Genomic DNA, 19,695 nt, shown 5'->3' on the forward strand with positions numbered 1-19,695 from the left:
ATGCACAAGACAGGAGACGCGGAAGGCCGGCGGGTGTGACCGTCGCATCGATCGAGCCATTATGAGGCTCCTTGTGCTAGGCGCCAACGGCATGCTCGGGCATCAACTCGTCGAGTCGCTACGCAGTAGGCACGAGGTCCAGGGGACCGTGTGGCTCGGTGAGGCTGCATACTCCGGGATTCGTAAGTTTCTGCCTGAAACGGTTCACTACGGGATCGACGTCAGGGACTACTCGACAGTTGACGATCTCCTTCATCGCGTGCGGCCTGATGCAGTGATCAACGCAGTCGGCATCATCAAGCAGCGTGACGATGCGCATGACGCCGTCCTATGCGTGGAGGTGAATGCCCTGCTGCCACACCGCCTGGCTGCGACCTGTGCCGAAATCAGTTCCCGCCTGGTCCAGATGAGTACCGATTGCGTGTTCTCCGGGCGGAGTGGTATGTATTCCGAGTCTGATCTTACGGATGCATGCGACCTCTACGGACGCTCCAAGCTCCTCAGCGAGGTCGTCTCGCCGGGCGCCCTGACTCTCCGCACTTCGATAATCGGTCTGGAGCTGTCCCGGAAGGTGAGCCTGATCGAATGGTTTCTCGCCCAGCAGGGTCCGGTCAAAGGGTTTAGAAAGGCGATCTATTCAGGCTTCACCACTTTGGAGATGGCTCGCATCATCGAGCACGCGCTCGTGAGGCATCCGACGAAGAGCGGGCTTTATCACGTCAGCAGCGAGCCCATCGACAAGTACTCACTGCTGTGCATGCTGCGCGACCGGTTGGGAAGGCCAGCCGATATCGTACCGGACGATGAATTCATATGTGACCGAAGTCTTGACTCCACGCGTTTCCGGTCTGAGTTCGGCTACACGCCCCCCGACTGGGGAGTGATGCTGGACGATCTCGCCGCACAGATCCGGGAGCGATATTCATGCTGATGGATGGAGCCGTCGTCTTGATAACCGGGGGAACCGGATCCTTTGGCAACGCCGTCGTGAGGCGCTTGCTGGCAATGGCCGTGCGCGAAATCCGGATCTTTAGCCGGGACGAGAAGAAGCAGGAAGACATGCGCGCCATCTTCAAGGCGAACACGTTGAAGTTCCACATCGGGGACGTACGCGATTACAACAGCATCAACCAGGCTCTCAAAGGGGTGGATCACGTCTTCCACGCCGCCGCACTGAAGCAGGTCCCGGCCTGTGAATTCTACCCGATGGAGGCGCTGCGCACCAACGCGCTGGGAGCCGAGAACGTGATGGACGCCGCCATTGCGAATCGCGTGAAGACCGTCGTCATGCTGAGCACGGACAAAGCCGTCTACCCTATCAACGCCATGGGCTTGTCCAAGGCATTGATGGAAAAACTGATGGTTGCCAAAGCGCGCACGCAGGGGGCGGGCGACACGGTCATTTGCTGCACACGCTATGGGAACGTCATGGCTTCGCGTGGTTCAGTCATCCCCCTTTTCGTCCAGCAGGCCAGGGAAAACAAGCGGCTTACTATCACCGACGGAACTATGACCCGGTTCATGATGTCACTGGACGACGCTGTCGCCCTCGTGTATCACGCGTTCGAGTTCAGCCGTCCGGGAGACATCTTCGTCCAGAAAGCCCCCGCCGCGACCATTCTGGATGTTGCCAACGCGGTCCAGGAGGTCTTCCAGAAAGACAACCCACTGGAGACGATAGGCACACGCCATGGCGAGAAACGTTACGAGACTCTCGTCTCGCGTGAGGAGATGGCCCGGGCGGAGGATCGCGGCCGCTATTTCCGCATTCCTGCCGACAACCGCGACCTGAACTATGACACGTTCGTATTCCAGGGCGAGACGAGTATTTCCGAACTGGACGATTACACGTCCCACAACACCGAGCGATTGACCGTTCCGCATGTCGTCGACTTGCTGCGCAATCTCGACTTCATCCAGAATCAGCTAAGTGCCTGAAGTGATGACCGTTGTCGGCACCAGGCCCGAGCTGATCAAGCTTTCACGTGTGATCGCGGAACTGGATCACCAGGTCGATCACGTCCTCGTGCATACCGGCCAGAACCACGACTTCGAGCTGAATGAGGTGTTTTTCCAGGATCTCGGGATTCGCCGGCCCGATCATTTTCTCAACGCAGCAGGGGCGAACGCGGCCCAGACGATCGCGCGCGTCATCGAACGGCTGGATGCAATACTCGAAGTTCGCCGCCCAGATGCCGTGCTCGTCCTGGGCGACACCAACTCCTGCCTCGGGGCGATCGCCGTGAAGCGGCGCAAGATCCCGATATTCCACATGGAGGCCGGCAACCGCTGCTTCGACCTCCGTGTGCCCGAAGAGATCAACCGGAAGATCATCGATCACCTGAGTGACATCAATCTCGTCTACACCGAGCACGCTCGCCGCTACCTGCTCGCCGAAGGCATCCGCCCGGACACGGTGATCAAGACAGGCTCACCAATGCGAGAGGTTCTCTCACATTTCTCCAGCGTTATCGAGGCGTCGGACGCAATGTCGGCTCTGGGCCTCGAACCGGACGGATTCTTCATCGTCTCCGCTCATCGTGAAGACAACGTTGATGATCCTGTTCGCCTGGCGACGCTGCTCAGGAGCCTCGACTCGCTTGCCACGGAATTCGGAAAACGCGTGCTCTTTTCGGTGCACCCGCGAACGCGCGCGCGGATGGCAACGTACGGGCTTTCTTCAAGCCCGTCCGTCGCATTTCTGAAGCCGCTGGGATTCTTCGACTACGTCAAGCTCCAGATGAACGCCTTCTGCGTAGTGTCCGATAGCGGAACCCTCACAGAAGAGGCGTCGATCCTCGGCTTCCCCGCGATCACGATACGTGACGCCCACGAGCGGCCGGAGGGCATGGACGAGGGGACGCTCATCATGACGGGCGTGGATGCGGAGCGAATGGTCCATGCAGTCCGGGTTCTCCGGTCACAGCCCCGGAGCGGTACGCGCCAGATCACGGATTACGGGGCCGACAACGTTTCAATCAAAGTCGTGCGGATCATTCTCAGCTACATCGATTTCGTCAGGCGAACCGTGTGGTATCAGTGACCGAACGCCTGATGCGCATTGCACTCGTCGCCGATGCATACAAGCCTCTCCGCTCGTCGGCGGCCGTACAGATCCGGGATCTGGCTCACGAGCTGGCGGCACAGGGTCACTCCCCAACGGTAATCGTGCCCGCAATCCAACTCGAGCGCGACTGGAGTCTGGAGAACGACGACGGTGTAGAGGTCCTGCGCGTTTCTGCACCACGCACCAAGGACGTGGGAAATGTGCGCCGCGTCTTGTCAGAGCTGCTGCTCCCCTATGTCATGCTGAGAAGATTCTCTCAGAGCCCGCTGTCCGGCCGCCAGTGGGACGCAGTCGTCTGGTATTCTCCTTCCATTTTCCTCGGGCCGCTGGTAAGCCGGCTGAAGCGGGCCTACCATTGCCCGAGCTATCTCATTCTTCGGGATATGTTTCCGGAGTGGGCGGTGGACACGGGCGTGATCGGAAGAGGCCCCGCTTTCCACCTCTTCAAACGAGTGGCCCGATATCAGTACTCGCTGGCCGACACGATCGGAGTTCAGTCTCCGGCCAATCTCGGACTGTTCGATGGTAGCGACGGTTCCGGGCAGCGGAGGGTTGAAGTCCTCAACAACTGGCTCGCTGAACCGAGGAACGCTCAGAGCCCTGTCTTGGTGTCAGAGACCACCTTGGCAGGCCGGACCATCTTCGTATACGCCGGCAACATGGGAGTATCGCAGGACATGCCCGCCGTGCTACGGCTCGCCGAGCGCATGCAGAGCCGGCAAGATGCCGGTTTTTTCTTCGTGGGGAGAGGCACCGAGGTCGATAAGCTTCGGGCGCTGGCAATGCAAATGAAGCTGGACAACACCCTCTTCCATGGCGAAATCGAGCCTTGGGAAGTCCCCGGAATGCTCGCGCAGTGCCACATTGGCATCGTCACTCTGGATCTCCGCCACAAGACACACAACGTGCCCGGCAAGTTTCTCAATTACCTGCAGGCGGGTTTGCCGGTCCTTGCACGACTGAATCCAGGTAATGACCTGGAGAAACTGATTCGGGACGAAGGGGTCGGCCTTTCCTGCAGTGATCCATCGATCGAGCTGTTCCATGAGTTAGCGGTTAAGCTGCTGGACGATCGTGGGTCGTTCGAACACGCAGCAGCGAGAGGAAAGGAACTGGCACAACGCATGTTCTCGGTGCGGGCAGCAGCTGCGCAAATCGTCGATCGGTTGCAGAACTCCAACGGCCAGTGACGCCGAATCGAGGGCGCACGTGCTTAGTCAGGTCTGAGTCTTCCGGCATTCATGGACGGAACGGGATCGGTGCCGTGAGACACAGAACGCAGGGGGCGATAGAGCTGTTACATGTTTCCTGAGGCCGTTCTGCCCGCCTCTCTACTCAGCGCGTTCCTTGTGAGCGTGCTGGTAGGGCTCCTTTTCGTCGGCCGAGGCGGCCAGCTTCCGCTTTTACGGGCAAATGTTTTCCGTGGCCGCCGCAGCCGAGCAGATCATCGAGGTGCTGAAGAGGTAGCAGGAACCAGGCGCCGGGCCGGGAACCCGCCACCGCGACCCGCATTTTAGACGGGCAACCGGTGGCGAACCGGGCTCATTTCGTATGGCCATACGCATACGGATGGCCCTGAGCGTAACCGTAGCCGTATTCGTATCCATACCCGGGCTGCCTGGGATCGAAGCCATTTACAACCGTACCGCCGACCTGCACGCGCAGGTGATGCAACTGAGCTGCCGCGTGGTGTAGCGCCCTCTTGTCTGTAACTCCGGCACGCGCTACCAGAAACGTCGAGTCGGCAAGTGTTGCCAGCACGGCCGCGTCGGACACGAAGTTCAGGGGCGGCGTATCTATCACAATCATGTCGAACTGCTGCCTCAACTCCTCGAGTAGATTCAGCATCTGGACGGATCCAAGGAGCTCCGCCGGGTTGGGTGGAAAGCGACCCGATGCCAGAAGATGAAGCACGTTCCCTTCACCGTCGACAGGAACTGTCTGGAGCGCCGCCGCGACAGTCGATTTGCCGATGAGAAGCTGCGTGAGACCGGGCTCACGCGATACGCCAAACAGCTTGTGGAGGACGCCCTGCCGCAGATCGGCGTCGATCAGCAGGGTGCGTGTCCCGCGGCGAGCGAGCGTCAGGGCAAGATTGGACGCGGTCGTGCTTTTTCCGTCGCCGGGAAGAGCGCTCGTGATGAGCAATACCTGATTCGGGTGATCAGCGGGGACGAAGAGGATGTTTGTCCGGAGGCCGCGATATGCCTCGGCGAATACGTCTCCTGAGTCAAGCTGCGTAATCAAGGCTGTGCCTGAAGCGGCGCCCGCGGGTGCAATCGCTGCCGCAGCCGTCCCACCATTGGTACCCTTCAGTATTGCACGCCCTGTGGCTGGCATGACGGGGATGGCGGCCAATATGGGCAGCCCGCCGGTGACGCTCTGAACGTCTTCTCTTGTTCTCACCTTTGTATCGAGCGCATCCCTGGCAACCGCCAGCCCGCCGCCAAGAAAAAGTCCGAGCAGTGCTCCAAGCACTATGTTGCGTACCGGCTTCGGTGAAGTCGGGCGATCCGGAATCAGCGCGCGATCTATCACGCGAACTCCTCCCGGCTGCACAGCTAACTTGATCTCAGCTTCCTTCAGCCGGGTCTGCAGGAGAGTTGAGATATCTTCGAGCAGCTTCTGCTCGCGCGAAAGGCGGGCAAACGCGATCTCCCGCGCAGGAATTTTTTCTACCTGAGCGCCGAAGGACCGAATGGTGGTATTGATCGACGAGAGCTTGCTGTCGAGGCCAACGAGATAGGCCCGGGCCATCTGGGTCAGCTGGCCATCGAGATCGCCGATTCGCTGCGAAACAGCCACCACGTCAGCGTTCCCGGGATTGCGGCGAACGAGGAGCTGAGACCGTTCGTTCTCCAGCACAATCAGGGATTGGAGAATGTCCTGCATGCCCCGGTTCGTGATGAATGAGGGGAAAGCGGCTATGTCCCGCGCGGCGCTCGCCCCGGGCGCCGGCTGCTTCGCGAGCACGCTGGCGAGTGACCGGCTCTCCGACTCTATCTGCTCGCGCTCGGCTTGCAGCTCCGCCATGCGCCTTACCTGGGCCTGGGCCTCGTCGGCAATGCTCACAACTTTGGCTTCTTCCCGATATCCACCCAGGGCCGACTCTGCCCCCTTCAATTGGCGCTCATAACTCCCCACCTGCTCTTTCAGAAAAGAGACTGTAGTGGTGGCCTCGGACTTTGTGGTCTGGGCCTTGTAAAGCATGAATTCGTGGAGCAGAAGATTCGGCACCGCCGCGGCCTCCAAACGGCTGTTGCTCTCATACCGGACGTTGATAATCTGTGCCTCTCTGCTTGCCCTTGAGACATTCAGGTTTTTTCGCATCGCGTCAACCGCACGCCGCAAAGGGCGAACTCGAAGGGTGAGCTCCGGCGGGAGAGAGGCGCCGGCCGGCTGCTCCAGAACGAGCGCCGCCCTTCCAATCGAAAACGGCTTGCCTTTTTCCACCATTGCGGGAAGAGCGGCGCGGGCCCCGCCGCTCGTCTGACGTATCGCGTAGATGCCGTTCGCCTTTCTCGTCAGCACGAACTCTGATTCGGCCATGTCTGCCGGAATGTTGAGCACGCGTATCGCGCGACGCGCGTCAGATGGGCCTGGCACCTCGAGATTTAAATGCAGTGCCTGCGCGACGTTCTCGGCAAGCTGCCGGCTGCGCAACACTTCGATCTCGGTCAGAATAGCCCCGCCATTCATTCCCGGGAGGGCCACGGCTTCGCTAAGCGGAGATCGTCCGCCGTCCTTGTCCTCGATTCGGATGGTCGCGCTGCTCTGGTAAACTGGATCAGCCATCTGCGTGTAAATCGCAGCAGCGGCCACGGTGGCCACCGCAACCCCGGCAACGAGCCAGCGGTTTCTTCGAAAGGCGAGGGAGAGTTGCCCGAATGAAAGCGGGTCGCTTTCCACCCTGATTGCCTGAGCAAAAGTGGTCTCTTGGTCATCCATCGGCCCGGGGCCACGGTTATCCGCAAGCCGGGGTTGCGACCCGGACGAAGTGACGGCCACATCTACGCGGGAGTTTCTATTCATCGTCAGCGAAGGAGGAGCGTGAGGGCGACGGTTGCAACAGAGAGCCCAGCGCTGATAGCAAGCGCGCCGTTACGATCGAGCCAGCCTCGCCGGTCAACGAATATCTGGTCGTCCGACCGTATGTCGATTACGCTCAGCGACGAGCCGGCGGCTGCCCGGTCAAGGATGGCGGTGCCGTTGCGCACCACACGCAGACGATTCAAGTCACCGGCAGGTGTGGCTCCTCCCGCCATGGCAACCACACCCGCAAGGCTCATGGTGGGGTCAACGGCATAAGGGCCAGGCTTGGTCACCTCGCCCAGCACATACACCCGCCTCAACGGCGTGACGGTAATCGACGGATTTCGGAGCTCGACAGAGTACCCCGCAACCAGCATGTCCCGAAGCTTCGACATCGGGATATCGAGAAGCGTGATCTTACCAAGCAGCGGAAGCGTAACGACTCCGAGTTCATCCACCACAAAATCGCCGCTAAGGTCTGGTTCGCGCCATACCGATATTCGAACTATGTCTCCTGGTGCCAGCGCAATGGCGCCGGATTGCGACCCGCTGGCCGGAACCTGGGCGTCGACGGTCCCGAGGGACGCGAGGAGCAGGAGTGTGATACATGCGACCCTGCGAATTTGCATACAACCCGCCTAAATAGGAAACGTGGTAAACAGAGCGTGCACTTAAGACACCGATGGCGCCCTTATGTAACCCTTTTTGAAAACAATTTCCGCCGTTTACTGCCGCTTGACGTGACGAGTGTCGCCGGTGCGGTCGTCGATTCGCTGACCTTTCCGCGAGTGTGTCTGGAATGACCGCGTACGCTGCCGACTGGCAGAGGCAAGTCTCATTCCCGATAAACATTCGTTGCCAAGCCTAGGATCGGGCATCAGATAGCAATGTAGCGAAAAATCATGCCACCACCTAACACCTGCTCCGCAGATCCCATCGAGATCATCCAGCCCCTCGTACAGGAGTCCGCCCGCTTCTTTCTCGGCGCCGCTGTGGAACTCCACATAACGAACCGGCAAGTCGCCGGAATAATTTCCGGTTGGGCGTGGGCTGCCGAACCCCGCGCTGCAGGATTGCCGTAGAAGCGTACTACGCGTATGCTTATTCCTATGAAAACTACGCTGATTCTTCCCGATAGTCTCGTGCGCACTCTCAAACGCCGAGCCGTGGAGCGCGGCACGACGCTCTCTCACGTCGTGGCCGAAGCATTGCACCGCGGCCTGCGGAAGGAGCCGAAGACAGCTTTGCCGCCGCTGCCTTTGCATCGCCTGGGCGTCGCCCGCGCCGACGTCGCCGATCGCGATGCCCTGTATCAGGCAATGGAAGGCCGCTAGCATGTTCGTCGTCGATACGAACCTGCTCCTTTACGCGGTCAATCCGGATGCGCCCGAGAATCCGAGCGCCCGTGCACTCGTCGAGGAGTGGCGGCGCGGAGATCGCTCGTGGTTTCTGACATGGAGCATTATTTACGAGTTCCTGCGCGTGAGCACGCACCCGAGAGTGTTTCCTCAACCGCTCGACCTGCCTCGCGCTCAAGCCTGGATAGCGACGCTGCTCGCCTGCCCCCCGGCCGGCTTACTGGTACCAACTGACCGTCACATGGCGGTGCTCCAGGAGCTGGCAGAGCGTCTTCCACGCCTGCGCGGCAACATCGTCCACCACCTGCATACCGCCGTGCTCATGCGCGAGCACGGCGTCTCCGAGATCCGCACCGCGGACGCGGACTTTCACCAGTTCGCGTTCCTCGAGGTCACCAATCCGCTTGCCGACGTTCGCCCGTAGTCCACGGTTCCGATCATTGCAACGTGTTCGCGGTCGGCCTCGCCGGGACGATCATCAGCGACACCGGTCAGAAGCTCAGGGGCACGCAGTCGTCCGGCCGCTTGACGCCGATCAACGACGTATCGACCGACAATCCTGAAAAGCAGGACCAAAGACCGCGCGGGTGACACCGCGCGGTCTTTGGTGTTTGTTACTTGAGGATCTTTGTAACTACGCCGGCACCGACGGTGCGGCCGCCCTCTCTGATTGCGAACCGGAGACCCTCGTCCATCGCGATCGGCGTTATCAGCTCGATCGTCATCTGTACGTTGTCGCCCGGCATCACCATCTCCATCCCTTCCGGAAGCTCTACACTCCCCGTTACGTCCGTCGTCCTGAAATAGAACTGCGGACGGTAACCCTTGAAGAACGGCGTATGCCTTCCACCCTCCTCCTTCGTCAACACATACACCTCGGCCAGAAAGTTCGTGTGAGGCGTGATGCTGCCCGTCTTGGCCAGCACCATTCCGCGTTCCACATCGTCCTTCCCAACCCCACGAAGCAACAGACCAACGTTGTCGCCAGCACGTCCCTCGTCCAGCAGCTTCCGGAACATCTCGACACCCGTGATCACCGTCTTCTTGTCAGCGTTGAAGCCGATCAGCGAGACTTCCTCGCCCACCTTGACGATGCCTCTTTCAATTCTGCCCGTCGCTACCGTACCACGACCAGTGATCGAGAACACGTCCTCGACCGGCATGATAAAGGGCTTCTCCACCTCTCGCTCGGGCTGCGGGATATAGGAATCAAGAGCGTCCATCAGCTCCGTGATCTTCTTCCCCCACTCGCTCTCGGGGTCGCCTGACTCCAGCGCCTTGGTCGCACTCCCCTGGATGATCGGCGTATCGTCGCCCGGGAAGCCATAGGACGAGAGGAGCTCTCTCACTTCCAGCTCCACCAGCTCCAGCAGCTCCGGATCGTCGACCATGTCGACCTTGTTCATGAACACCACGATGTAGGGCACGTTCACCTGCTTGGCCAGCAGGATGTGCTCTCGCGTCTGCGGCATCGGGCCGTCAGCAGCACTCACCACCAGGATCGCACCATCCATCTGCGCGGCACCGGTGATCATGTTCTTCACGTAATCGGCGTGGCCCGGGCAGTCGACGTGAGCGTAGTGTCGCTTTACGGACTCGTACTCGACGTGGGCGGTAGCGATGGTGATGCCGCGCGCCTTCTCTTCCGGGGCTTTATCGATCTGGTCGAAGGCCACCGACTGAGCCAGGCCCTTCTTCGCCTGAATCGCCGTGATCGCCGCGGTAAGTGTCGTCTTCCCGTGATCGACGTGGCCGATAGTGCCAACGTTTACGTGCGGCTTGTTTCGCTCAAACTTTGCTTTTCCCATTCTCTATATCCTCTTCAGTGCGTTCGTTACGGTTTGACTTTGGACATGATCTCTTCAGCCTTGCTCTTCGGAACGTCCTCGTAATGACTGAACTCCATTGAATAGACAGCACGCCCCTGCGACTGCGAGCGCAGCTTGGTTGAATAACCAAACATCTCCGACAGTGGAACGCTGGCCGCGATTACCTGCGCCTCTCCGCGCTGCGTCATTCCACCGATCTTTCCGCGGCGAGATGACAGATCACCGAGGATGTCGCCCATGTAATCGTTGGGGCAGACGACTTCGACGTTCATGATCGGCTCGAGGATAACCGGGTTGGCGCGCTTCACGGCTTCCTTGATCGCCATCGACCCAGCGATCTTGAATGCCATTTCGCTGGAGTCGACGTCGTGGTATGAGCCGTAGATCAGCTGTGCCTTGACGTCCACCATCGGATACCCGGCGATGACGCCATTTTCCAGCGCTTCTCTCATTCCGTTCTCCGCCGGGCCAATGAATTCACGCGGAATCGTGCCGCCGACAATCTTGTCCTCGAAGACAAATCCTTCACCCGGCTTGGCTGGCTCGACGTTGATCACAACGTGGCCGTACTGGCCCTTACCACCTGACTGACGGACGAACTTTCCCTCTACCTTCTCGACGCGCTTCTTGATCGTCTCGCGATACGCAACCTGCGGTCGGCCGATGTTCGCATCGACTTTGAACTCGCGCTGCATGCGGTCGACGATGATCTCGAGATGCAGCTCGCCCATTCCGGAAATGATCGTCTGCGACGTTTCCTCGTCGGTGTGGACGCGGAAGGTCGGATCTTCCTCGGCCAGCTTCTGCAGCGCGATGGCGAGCTTGTCCTGATCGGCCTTGGTCTTGGGCTCGATGGCGACGTCGATGACGGGCATCGGGAACTTCATTGCCTCGAGAATGATCGGATGCTCGTCGTCGCACATTGTGTCGCCAGTGCGAGTGTCTTTCAGGCCAATTGCTGCCGCAATGTCGCCAGCGCGTACCTCGTCAACTTCCTCACGCTTGTTGGCGTGCATCTGAAGCAGCCGGCTGACACGCTCGCGCTTGTCCTTGCTCGAGTTATACACGTAAGAGCCCGACTTGAGGACGCCGGAATACACGCGGAAAAATGTCAGCTTACCGACGAACGGATCGGTCGCAATCTTGAACGCAAGTCCAGCGAAAGGCGCGTCGTCCTGAACGTCCCGCGTCTCGATATTTGTGTCGTTGTGCGGCGTGTGTCCGGTGATCGCCGGGACTTCATTCGGCGCCGGCAGAAAATCGATCACGGCGTCAAGCAGTGCCTGCACTCCCTTGTTCTTGAACGATGCGCCGCAGAGCACGGGGACGATGAACCCGCCAACCGTCGCCGCGCGGACCGCGTGCCTGATCTCGGCCGGCGTAAGCTCGGCGCCGTCGAGGTATTTCTCGATGAGAGTGTCATCATGATTTACCGCGGCGTCGATCAGATCGTGGCGTGCCTTCTCAACCGCTTCCTTATATATGTCGGGAACGTCGACCACCTCGAATTCCTTGCCGAGGGTGGCGTCGTCGAAGATGTACTGCTTGCGCTCGATGATGTCGATGTGGCCCGTGAACAGCTCGCCTGACCCAACGGGAAGCTGGATCGGGTACGCGTCCTTGCTGAGCCGGTCGCGGATCATAGCGAGGCAGCGATCGAAATTCGCGCCAACGCGGTCCATCTTATTGGAGAAGATGAGACGCGGAACATTGTAACGGTCAGCCTGGCGCCAGACGGTTTCGGTCTGCGGCTCTACGCCGGCGACTGAATCGAGAAGGGTAACCGCGCCATCGAGCACGCGGAGCGACCGTTCCACCTCGACGGTGAAGTCGACGTGACCAGGCGTGTCAATGATGTTGATGCGGTACTCGATGTCGTTCCTCGTCCAGAAGGCCGTGGTCGCCGCGGACGTAATAGTGATACCACGCTCCTGCTCCTGCTCCATCCAATCCATCGTCGCTGTTCCTTCGTGCACCTCGCCGATCTTGTGCGACTTTCCCGTGTAGTAGAGGATACGTTCGGTGGTAGTCGTCTTCCCGGCATCAATGTGCGCCATGATGCCGATATTCCGATAATGCGTAACCGGAGTAGTGCGGCCCGAAGTGTTCGTATTTGCGCGGCCCTTGCCGTCTGAGGGGCGGGCAGGTGTTGCGGCGTGTGTCATCGGATACTCGAAGGCTTGTTGGGTGCGATCTGTTCAGGATCAACAAAAACGCGGGTGGACCATTTCGCCCCGCGAAGGGCAGGTATCCATCCGCAGCCGCCGGGTGCGCCCGTGGCTGTAACGCGGGCGGGGACTCGAGGCGCGCCGGACTCAACGATGAACCCGGCGGTAAGTTTGTGAACAGCCTTGAATAATCACATTCGCGTGAGCTGGTGTCAACACGGAACTGGCGCTGGTAGTGGTACCGTTTGAATCTGTGCGGGGTGGGCGATCGCCTATAACCCTGCGGCGCGTGTTTACCACTACCACTGCGAAAAGCCTGAATTTGCGTCGAGGCGGGCGCTGGCGTCTCTGTACTACGCTATGTTTCAACCGGCGACCTGCCCGCAGAGCCCTCGGTTGCAAGAAAACACGATTCGGGTCCTAAAGTGCCTCCTGAAGGAAACTCAGATCGACTGGCGGGAGAGCGAGCATTGGCTGCGTTACAACTGGCGGAACCAACTCGCAGTTCGCAGAGCAGCGCAACTGTTGCGAATCGCCGCACCAGAAGGCCGCGCGGCGCTCCATGAGCTCCGCGAATCTTATTGCGTTTCTCCGATCATCCCCGAAAAGCCGCTTTTTTTCGCCACGCGATCGGTCGTAAGTGAAAGCAACATTTCCCACAGTCAGCGTTCTCATCACGGCGTACAATCGCGAGACGTTCATCGGCGAAGCGATTGAAAGCGTGCTTCGCTCGTCCCTTGAGGATCTGGAGATCGTAATCGTCGACGATGATTCGAGCGACCAGACCGCAGAGATCGCACGCAGGTACGCGGCCGCCGACCCGCGAATAAGACTGTTTGTCAACCAAACGAACCTGGGCGACTACCCGAACCGGAATCGCGCCGCGAGCCACGCGAAGGGCATATATCTCAAATACGTCGATTCCGATGACGTAATCTACCCCCATGGGCTCGAGGCGATGGTGAGATGTATGGAAGCGTTCCCTGACGCCGGGCTTGGCCTCTCGGCTCTGCCGGATCCCGCTGGCCCGTGTCCACGGCTGCTCTCGCCCGTAGAAGCGTACCGGGAAAATTTCTTCTATCGCGATCTCCTTGGCCGTGCCCCCGGATCGGCAATCATAAGGCGGTCGGCGTTTAATGCGGTTGACGGCTTTTCAGGCCGTAAGCAGGTTGGGGACCATGAGCTTTGGCTCAAGTTGGCCCGTCGTTTTCCGGTTGTTAAAATGCCCACGGATCTCGTCTGGGACAGGCAGCATCCCGATCAGGAACAGAATTACGACAGCACGGTCGAGAAGGCCGTTATGCACGAAGGGGTGCAGATCGCCGCACTCGCAGCGCACGACTGCCCCTTGTCGGAGCACGAGCGGGACGACGCTCTGGGCCGCCTCCGCGAGGCCAGCGCCAGGAAATACTGGTATTTTCTGCGAAGCGGCGGAGGGTGGCGCATCGCTCAGGAGTACCGCGGCCGCGCTTCAGTACCCTCTCGCGCGATCCTGAGTGTAGCGTGGAATCGCTTAGCGAGGTGAACCCGAATCGCCACGACCGCCACCATCCTGGTCAGCGACGTATCGGCGGAGCGCTTCGACGTCTCGGGGCGTCGTTTCTGACGTTTTGAAAGGGCAAACGAACTCCTGCATAGCGATCGTCGACTACGACATGGGCAACGTTGCATCTGTCCGAATACGCTGAAGCGAATCGGTGCCCTCCTGCCTTTTCACCACGACGAACCCGTCACTGGTGCGCGCGGCCACTCAACAGGATGGATCTACAAGTGTGATCGGATCAATCGATCACAGGAAGGATATCTATAGAAGGCAGCAGGTCTACTCGGCAACTGGCGTCAAGACGCGACGCAAGCTTGTCGATCATTGTAAGTTTCTCGCTGACGAGCTGGGGCGACAGCGCGTGCGCTGCACAGGTCATCCGCTGATGGCGGATTCGGAGTGAACTCTTTTAGATGAGAATTGTGCCCACGCCGGACCCACTCTTTTCCGTTCTTGTCGCAAGCTATTGCAATGGCCCCTACCTTGAGGCGGCAGTTGAATCGGTACTGCGGCAGTCTTACGCCAACTGGGAGCTTGTAATTGTCGACGACGCGTCAACTGACAACTCGGTAGACGTCCTCTCACAATGGCGAACGGACCCCCGTGTTCGAGTCATGACGCATGCGGTCAATCAGGGCGCAGGTGCTGCTTTCGCCACTGCGGCAGCGGCGGCGTCTGGAGAATTGATGGGCATGCTGGGGGCCGACGACGCTCTGACAGCCAACGCACTCGAAAAAATGGCCGATGCCCACGCCCGCCATCCGGCAGCGAGTCTCATAAACAGCGACCAGACAATATGCGGCGTCAATCTGGCGCCCCTGGGAATCGCAAGTCCGTTTGGCCCGCGGCTTTCTGGAAGTAGTTTGATTTACGATTGCTCAGTATCCAATTTTGCGACTTTTAAGCGTTCGGCCTACGTTCGTACGCGTGGATTCGACCCGGCATTTCGCAGGGCTGTCGACCATGACCTCTACCTGAAACTCGAAGAGGTTGGCGAGCTGGAGTACGTGGCCGAACCGCTGTACCTGTATCGCACTCATTCAGGCGGTATTTCACAGGGGACGAACGGCATCCTTGCTGCTCAGTACGCGCTTGTGGCGCGAGCAAATGCATACAAGCGCCGTCGGGGAACAATCGTACCGAACCTTACACGCAGGGAATTCCGGGAAGCGATGAGCACCTACCACGCCAGGCAGGCAACGCTGCAGGTGAGCGCTTCGCGGCTCGAACGTCTTCAGCATCGGATCAGGTCAGTGCTGTTTCGGCCACTCGGTGTCCTCGCCAGCTCATTCTGGCTCCACACGGTTCGTCGCTTTTCATTGCGGCGAGCATAGAGTCCTCATTCCATATGGCCGCTGGTGGATCCCCGCAAGTCTGCATTTTTGTTAACGAGATCACCGGAGGCATAGCTTCGATGATGTCGCGGTGGGCTGAATTTTCCGAAGGTACCATGGACATGTCCATCGTCCTTCTCAGAGACACGAGCCGTCCATTCACGCCACTCGACCAATTGCTTCGGGGCCCGAATTCGGCCCGGATAATATTCGATGCCAGGCGCGACAACCGCCGCCTGGTGTACGAACGCATCGCGGCAGCTATTCCCAGCTCCTGTGCCTATCTGGTCGCAAATGACGGAACCGAGCTGGGGATGGTAGCCGCTCTCGGCCCTCCAAACCCGGTCGCTTATGCTCTGCACGGAGACTATGAGTTTTATTATGCGCTTGCTGTTAGGCATTCCCGTGACATCGGCAGCTTCCTTTGCGTCAGCCGTCGAATACAGGATAAGCTGGGTGAGCTGCTCCCGCAGCGGGTTGCGGATATTCACCTTACTCACCCGATCGTGGCGAATCCTTCGGGAAGAAGTTTCCGGGTCTCTAATCAAGAGCCGCTTCGGTTGCTTTTCGTCGGTCGGCTGACAGAAGAAAAGGGATTTTTCGACCTCCGACGAATCGACATGGCGCTGCGAAAAGCCGGGACGCCGGCGCAGTGGACCATAATGGCACCCCGATGCGGACAACTTTCGGGCGAAGCGGCCGAGTGGCTGAGCGCCGTTCATGTGATACACCGCCATGTGGTGCCTGAAAGAGAAATGGAGGGTATTTACCTCTCTCATGACATTCTCGTTTTTCCGTCACGCGCTGAAGGATTCAGCATGGCCGTGCTGGAATCAATGAAATGCGGGATGGTCCCGGTTGTGTCGCGGTTAGACTCAGGGATGCCAGAAATGGTGGACGATGGAACAACAGGGTTCATAACTGACGCGGGTGACCACCAGGCGATGGCGCTACGAATCGCCAGTCTTTCGCGTGACCGGACGCGACTGAGATCCATGGGCGAGACGGCACTCAGTTTTTCCCAGGAACGTTTCGACTGCAGCGAGGCGGTTAACCGTCTGAGCCAAGCGGTCACTGCGGCAGCCCCACGGGGAGATTTCCAATCCGAGGCACCGACCTATATGAGCCGCCTTGATCGGAAATGGCTTCCGAACTCGTCAGTTCGGTTCATGCGCCGGATGGCGGGCGCTCTCCGCCCGAAAGTCATTTTATGACTCAGCCGGTCGGGCCGGCCGCTTCGGGGCAAATCGCGAAGCGCGAGCAGACCGCCCTCGACGAAACGTCGCTTCCAGCGCGCGACAAAAGCGTCAGTTACACCGAGCGCACTGGCGATCGAGTCGTAGCTATCGCTGTCAGCCAGAGCGAGTATGACGCGGCGGGCGGACCCGGCGGGGATGGTAGTCGAGCGCAGCATGCCTGTAAGCACCTTGCGATCGTCGGCGGGAAGCATGAGAGCTATCACTACTTCAGTTACAAGCCACTAGAGTGTCTTTTATGCTAAAAACATTAGATCTGGTATTTGAAACGGGAACTATAGAAACTGACGCTGAAGGAAACAGAATAGAAATAAGTTCTCATATATCAAAAGAGCAGGGACTTTTTCTTCAAAAATTGTATGATCAGGTAAAACCTTCAAGGTCATTAGAAGTAGGTCTGGCTTATGGAATCTCTACTCTTTTTATTTTAGAAAAGTGTCGGGAAAACAACTGTGCGGAAAAATCACATATTGTTATTGAACCATTTTCATGGGGCGATGCAGCTGAATACAATATAAAAAAAGAAGGATTAGAGAGATACATTGATATACGAAAAGATCTTTCAGATGTAGTCATTCCTACCATGTATTTAAACCAGGAACGTATCCAGTTTGCATTTGTAGATACTACTAAAATTTTTGATACAGTAATGCAGGATTTTTACTTTATCGATAAAATATTGGATGTTGGGGGGATAGTGGTATTTGATGATGCAACACTGGGAGGTATAAATGTTGTTATGAGATTTGTTAGGTCGTTACCACATTATGAAATGATTGATAAATTTGAAAAGGTGAGAGTCAGTAAGGCCTATGATTTGGGAGCTGGGTTTTTTGAAAAACTATTATCTATTTTACCGTTTCAAGCAAAATATTTGGGTTTTTATTCCTTGAAGACAAGTCGTCAACTTGGGATAAATTATAGATGTATTGCATTCAGGAAATTAAGTAACGACCCAAGGACATGGGATTGGGATGTGCCTTTTTAATTTATGGTCTTCTCGCTTTTTCTGATCGACAAGATAGATCGAGCCGCGCTGCTTCCCAACCGTGCGAGGCCGGCATGCTCGTCGTCGTGCGCATAGCGCGGACCCGCGAGCGCCGTCACTTCGGCAATCAGCGCCTCTTCAACTGCTCTCAACCCCAACGGTATCAACGCCTGAAGCATCGCCAGCGTCAACGGTGTCGTGACGCTTCCGTCGTCCCAACGGAAAGGCTTGCTGCACCGCGGCTGTCCCACACCGGTTCGAGCCAGTGGAACCTGGACAGAGGAAGATTGATCATCAGCTCACCGGCCGTGATCAAAGTGCGCGTCACACGTTGCCAGAGCGCGATGGCCGAAAGCTCGCGCGGATTCATTCGGTAGCACCTCTTGCATGTAGCGCGGAAGACGCTGCAGACATGCGACGGTACGCGTCCGCATTGTTCACGGGCGCTCTACTTCAGCGCCCGCACCAGCACCACGCCGTCCAGCCGCTCGAGCGGGGTCGCGCCGAGAGCGGCGGCCACCGTCGGCGCGAGATCCACCGTTCTGACAAATTCGCTGTAACGCCCCGCCCGGAACGCAGGCCCGTAAAAAATCAACGGAACGTGGGTATCGTAATCGTATGGGGACCCATGCGATGCGGTGATCGTACTGAATAACGTCATCGGCGTCTGCGTCACGACGAGCTCGACCCCGGCGTCCGGCGGAAACTGATGCGCCCATCGCCGGGCGGTGACATTCCGTATCGTGTCCGACTTCAACAGGTCCGCGAATCGATCGACCCGCGCCACACCGGGGGTTGCCCGGATTACCTTCGCGAATTCTGCAAGGACATCGTCCGCGGTGCGACGGCCGCTCGCGAACGCGGCCCGGTTGGCCGTGATGATCTGCTGGTCGACGGTGATCGCCATTGTGTCGACTCCGGCGTTGCGCAACGTCGCCCGAAGACCGGGAACGAGCGAAAGCATGTTGACCCGCGCCGGCGGCGGTCGCGTGCTGTCCGCCGCGAGCTCGGGGATTCTGCCTACCCCGTGATCCCCCGTCAGCACCACCAGAACCCGCGTCGGGTCCCTCAGTTTATAGAGCGAGTCGAGGAAGGCGCCAACTGCGCGGTCGAGGCGCAGTGCCTGATCGTGAACCTCACGCGAGTCAGGCCCATATCGATGGCCGATCAGATCGGTTGCCGACAACGACACTGCCATGACGTCGGTGTGCTGTCCCTTCCCTATCGACAACGCCTCGAGACCGTTCAGCGCGAAGGCCAGCACAAGGTCGTCCATCCATGGAGTGGACCGCACTTCGCTGGCGGCGATGGCACTATCAGCCGAGAGACGATGTGGAAAGACGATGTCCGCGCCTCCGCCCTCGAAGACCACGCTGTCCCGTTCGCTGTAAGCGTTGCTCTCGAGAAGGAGCTCCCAGCTGTGCCCCGCGTAGCGCTGCGCGAGCCTGCGCGCGTTGAACCTGTTCACCCACTGCGGCAGCGAGTCCGCATAATAGGCGCTGGTCGTGAAGCGACCGTCCGGCACATACCAGTACACCTGCTCGGCCAGCCTGCCGATCGGCAGGATTGCGCCGCGGTCCTTCAGCGAGACTGAGAACGCCCGCGACTGCGGAGTGCGCGCTTTCAGCCAGTCGATCAGCGTCGTCCCGCGAAACTGCCTCGGCGAAGCACCTGGTTGATCTGCGCTGCCAAGGGTGCGCGCGGTGTTGTCGAAGACCCCGGCCCGGTTCGCGGTGATGCCAGTGCTCCGGGGAAAGCGACCCGCCAGAAGGGTCGCGTGGCCCGGCGCGGTTTCGGTTATCGCGTGATCGTGATGCGCATTCGTGAACCACGCACCGCCGCGCGACAATCGAGCGAGTCCGCCGCGCAATTGCGGTCCGAACCGGTCGATGTAATCACCGCGAAGCTGATCGACTGTTATCAGAACGACCAATGAGGGAGGGGCAAGGGGCGTCGGCGACGGCGCATTACGCGCAGGTCGCGGCTGCGCACAGGCCATAGTTGCGGTGAATGCGCCCAACGAGAAAATCACGGGAATTGGATGCATACTGCAATATCCGCCCGGTCCGTGAATGCGGCAACCACTCCCTAAAGTCCATTGGCAACGCGATATTAGCGTC

General features: G+C 58.9%; 19 protein-coding genes. 12 read left to right on the plus strand and 7 right to left on the minus strand.

What is annotated here, in order from left to right; translation table 11 throughout:
• Positions 1-61 precede the first annotated feature (61 nt).
• From WKF55_07455 to WKF55_07470, 4 genes are read left to right on the plus strand one after another with little or no spacing between them, the layout of a single operon-like run.
• Positions 62-931, plus strand: a complete 870-nt coding sequence (locus WKF55_07455; protein ID MEJ7759416.1) for an SDR family oxidoreductase — start codon at positions 62-64, stop codon at positions 929-931.
• Positions 925-1,938 carry a polysaccharide biosynthesis protein gene (locus WKF55_07460; protein ID MEJ7759417.1) on the plus strand — a complete coding sequence of 338 codons (1,014 nt, stop codon included), beginning with the start codon at positions 925-927 and terminating at the stop codon, positions 1,936-1,938. Before WKF55_07455 ends, WKF55_07460 begins: the two co-directional genes overlap by 7 nt.
• Complete coding sequence (wecB, locus tag WKF55_07465; protein ID MEJ7759418.1) at positions 1,931-3,043, plus strand: UDP-N-acetylglucosamine 2-epimerase (non-hydrolyzing); 1,113 nt, start codon at positions 1,931-1,933, stop codon at positions 3,041-3,043. Before WKF55_07460 ends, wecB begins: the two co-directional genes overlap by 8 nt.
• Positions 3,040-4,257 (plus strand): glycosyltransferase family 4 protein, encoded by a 1,218-nt coding sequence (locus WKF55_07470; GenBank protein ID MEJ7759419.1) that lies wholly within the window; start codon positions 3,040-3,042, stop codon positions 4,255-4,257. Before wecB ends, WKF55_07470 begins: the two co-directional genes overlap by 4 nt.
• Before the next feature lie 352 nt (positions 4,258-4,609).
• Here WKF55_07470 and WKF55_07475 read toward each other — a convergent pair whose 3' ends face one another.
• On the minus strand, positions 4,610-7,015 hold the full coding sequence (locus tag WKF55_07475) for a polysaccharide biosynthesis tyrosine autokinase (protein MEJ7759420.1): 2,406 nt from the start codon (positions 7,013-7,015) through the stop codon (positions 4,610-4,612).
• Between the two features lie 86 nt (positions 7,016-7,101).
• Positions 7,102-7,728, minus strand: a complete 627-nt coding sequence (locus WKF55_07480; protein MEJ7759421.1) for a polysaccharide biosynthesis/export family protein — start codon at positions 7,726-7,728, stop codon at positions 7,102-7,104.
• A gap of 468 nt (positions 7,729-8,196) precedes the next feature.
• Between WKF55_07480 and WKF55_07485 the strand changes: the two genes are divergently transcribed.
• On the plus strand, positions 8,197-8,433 hold the full coding sequence (locus WKF55_07485; protein ID MEJ7759422.1) for a hypothetical protein: 237 nt from the start codon (positions 8,197-8,199) through the stop codon (positions 8,431-8,433).
• 1 nt (position 8,434) lies between these two features.
• Positions 8,435-8,881: a TA system VapC family ribonuclease toxin gene (locus WKF55_07490; GenBank protein ID MEJ7759423.1), complete on the plus strand. Its 447-nt coding sequence runs from the start codon at positions 8,435-8,437 to the stop codon at positions 8,879-8,881.
• Between the two features lie 190 nt (positions 8,882-9,071).
• Here WKF55_07490 and tuf read toward each other — a convergent pair whose 3' ends face one another.
• Both tuf and fusA read right to left on the minus strand, forming a co-directional pair.
• Positions 9,072-10,265, minus strand: coding sequence for an elongation factor Tu (gene tuf, locus WKF55_07495; protein MEJ7759424.1), 1,194 nt, complete (start codon positions 10,263-10,265; stop codon positions 9,072-9,074).
• Positions 10,266-10,291: 26 nt separating this feature from the next.
• Positions 10,292-12,451: an elongation factor G gene (fusA, locus tag WKF55_07500; GenBank protein MEJ7759425.1), complete on the minus strand. Its 2,160-nt coding sequence runs from the start codon at positions 12,449-12,451 to the stop codon at positions 10,292-10,294.
• Between the two features lie 643 nt (positions 12,452-13,094).
• Between fusA and WKF55_07505 the strand changes: the two genes are divergently transcribed.
• The 6 genes from WKF55_07505 to WKF55_07530 all read left to right on the plus strand — a co-directional run bounded on the left by WKF55_07505 (position 13,095) and on the right by WKF55_07530 (position 17,575).
• Positions 13,095-13,979, plus strand: coding sequence for a glycosyltransferase family A protein (locus WKF55_07505; GenBank protein MEJ7759426.1), 885 nt, complete (start codon positions 13,095-13,097; stop codon positions 13,977-13,979).
• 172 nt (positions 13,980-14,151) lie between these two features.
• Positions 14,152-14,400 (plus strand): hypothetical protein, encoded by a 249-nt coding sequence (locus tag WKF55_07510; GenBank protein MEJ7759427.1) that lies wholly within the window; start codon positions 14,152-14,154, stop codon positions 14,398-14,400.
• A 10-nt stretch (positions 14,401-14,410) separates the two neighbouring features.
• Positions 14,411-15,331: a glycosyltransferase gene (locus tag WKF55_07515; GenBank protein MEJ7759428.1), complete on the plus strand. Its 921-nt coding sequence runs from the start codon at positions 14,411-14,413 to the stop codon at positions 15,329-15,331.
• 80 nt (positions 15,332-15,411) lie between these two features.
• Positions 15,412-16,545 carry a glycosyltransferase family 4 protein gene (locus WKF55_07520; protein ID MEJ7759429.1) on the plus strand — a complete coding sequence of 378 codons (1,134 nt, stop codon included), beginning with the start codon at positions 15,412-15,414 and terminating at the stop codon, positions 16,543-16,545.
• The gene (locus tag WKF55_07525; GenBank protein MEJ7759430.1) at positions 16,542-16,832 is read left to right on the plus strand and encodes a hypothetical protein; all 291 of its coding nucleotides are present in this window, start codon (positions 16,542-16,544) and stop codon (positions 16,830-16,832) included. Before WKF55_07520 ends, WKF55_07525 begins: the two co-directional genes overlap by 4 nt.
• Positions 16,826-17,575 (plus strand): class I SAM-dependent methyltransferase, encoded by a 750-nt coding sequence (locus WKF55_07530; protein MEJ7759431.1) that lies wholly within the window; start codon positions 16,826-16,828, stop codon positions 17,573-17,575. Before WKF55_07525 ends, WKF55_07530 begins: the two co-directional genes overlap by 7 nt.
• Here the strand turns inward: WKF55_07530 and WKF55_07535 are convergent.
• The 3 genes from WKF55_07535 to WKF55_07545 all read right to left on the minus strand — a co-directional run bounded on the left by WKF55_07535 (position 17,572) and on the right by WKF55_07545 (position 19,508).
• Positions 17,572-17,766, minus strand: coding sequence for a hypothetical protein (locus tag WKF55_07535; GenBank protein ID MEJ7759432.1), 195 nt, complete (start codon positions 17,764-17,766; stop codon positions 17,572-17,574). The genes WKF55_07530 and WKF55_07535 overlap by 4 nt on opposite strands.
• Positions 17,763-17,945, minus strand: a complete 183-nt coding sequence (locus WKF55_07540) for a hypothetical protein (GenBank protein ID MEJ7759433.1) — start codon at positions 17,943-17,945, stop codon at positions 17,763-17,765. Before WKF55_07540 ends, WKF55_07535 begins: the two co-directional genes overlap by 4 nt.
• Positions 17,946-18,023: 78 nt before the next feature.
• Positions 18,024-19,508: an alkaline phosphatase family protein gene (locus tag WKF55_07545; protein MEJ7759434.1), complete on the minus strand. Its 1,485-nt coding sequence runs from the start codon at positions 19,506-19,508 to the stop codon at positions 18,024-18,026.
• Positions 19,509-19,695: the final 187 nt, after the last annotated feature.

The organism is Gemmatimonadaceae bacterium (assembly GCA_037721215.1).
Taxonomy (GTDB): Bacteria; Gemmatimonadota; Gemmatimonadetes; order Gemmatimonadales; family Gemmatimonadaceae; genus UBA4720.

What these genes read in the sequence shown, in the direction of transcription:
- WKF55_07520 (MEJ7759429.1), top strand. Translation starts at nt 15,412, where the DNA reads ATGATGTCGCGGTGGGCTGAATTTTCCGAAGGTACCATGGACATGTCC.
- WKF55_07530 (MEJ7759431.1), top strand. Translation starts at nt 16,826, where the DNA reads ATGCTAAAAACATTAGATCTGGTATTTGAAACGGGAACTATAGAAACT.
- WKF55_07455 (MEJ7759416.1), top strand. Translation starts at nt 62, where the DNA reads ATGAGGCTCCTTGTGCTAGGCGCCAACGGCATGCTCGGGCATCAACTC.
- WKF55_07515 (MEJ7759428.1), top strand. Translation starts at nt 14,411, where the DNA reads ATGAGAATTGTGCCCACGCCGGACCCACTCTTTTCCGTTCTTGTCGCA.
- WKF55_07490 (MEJ7759423.1), top strand. Translation starts at nt 8,435, where the DNA reads ATGTTCGTCGTCGATACGAACCTGCTCCTTTACGCGGTCAATCCGGAT.
- WKF55_07525 (MEJ7759430.1), top strand. Translation starts at nt 16,542, where the DNA reads ATGACTCAGCCGGTCGGGCCGGCCGCTTCGGGGCAAATCGCGAAGCGC.
- WKF55_07475 (MEJ7759420.1), bottom strand. Translation starts at nt 7,015, where the DNA reads ATGGATGACCAAGAGACCACTTTTGCTCAGGCAATCAGGGTGGAAAGC.
- tuf (MEJ7759424.1), bottom strand. Translation starts at nt 10,265, where the DNA reads ATGGGAAAAGCAAAGTTTGAGCGAAACAAGCCGCACGTAAACGTTGGC.
- WKF55_07460 (MEJ7759417.1), top strand. Translation starts at nt 925, where the DNA reads ATGCTGATGGATGGAGCCGTCGTCTTGATAACCGGGGGAACCGGATCC.
- fusA (MEJ7759425.1), bottom strand. Translation starts at nt 12,451, where the DNA reads ATGACACACGCCGCAACACCTGCCCGCCCCTCAGACGGCAAGGGCCGC.
- WKF55_07480 (MEJ7759421.1), bottom strand. Translation starts at nt 7,728, where the DNA reads ATGCAAATTCGCAGGGTCGCATGTATCACACTCCTGCTCCTCGCGTCC.
- WKF55_07540 (MEJ7759433.1), bottom strand. Translation starts at nt 17,945, where the DNA reads ATGAATCCGCGCGAGCTTTCGGCCATCGCGCTCTGGCAACGTGTGACG.
- WKF55_07485 (MEJ7759422.1), top strand. Translation starts at nt 8,197, where the DNA reads ATGCTTATTCCTATGAAAACTACGCTGATTCTTCCCGATAGTCTCGTG.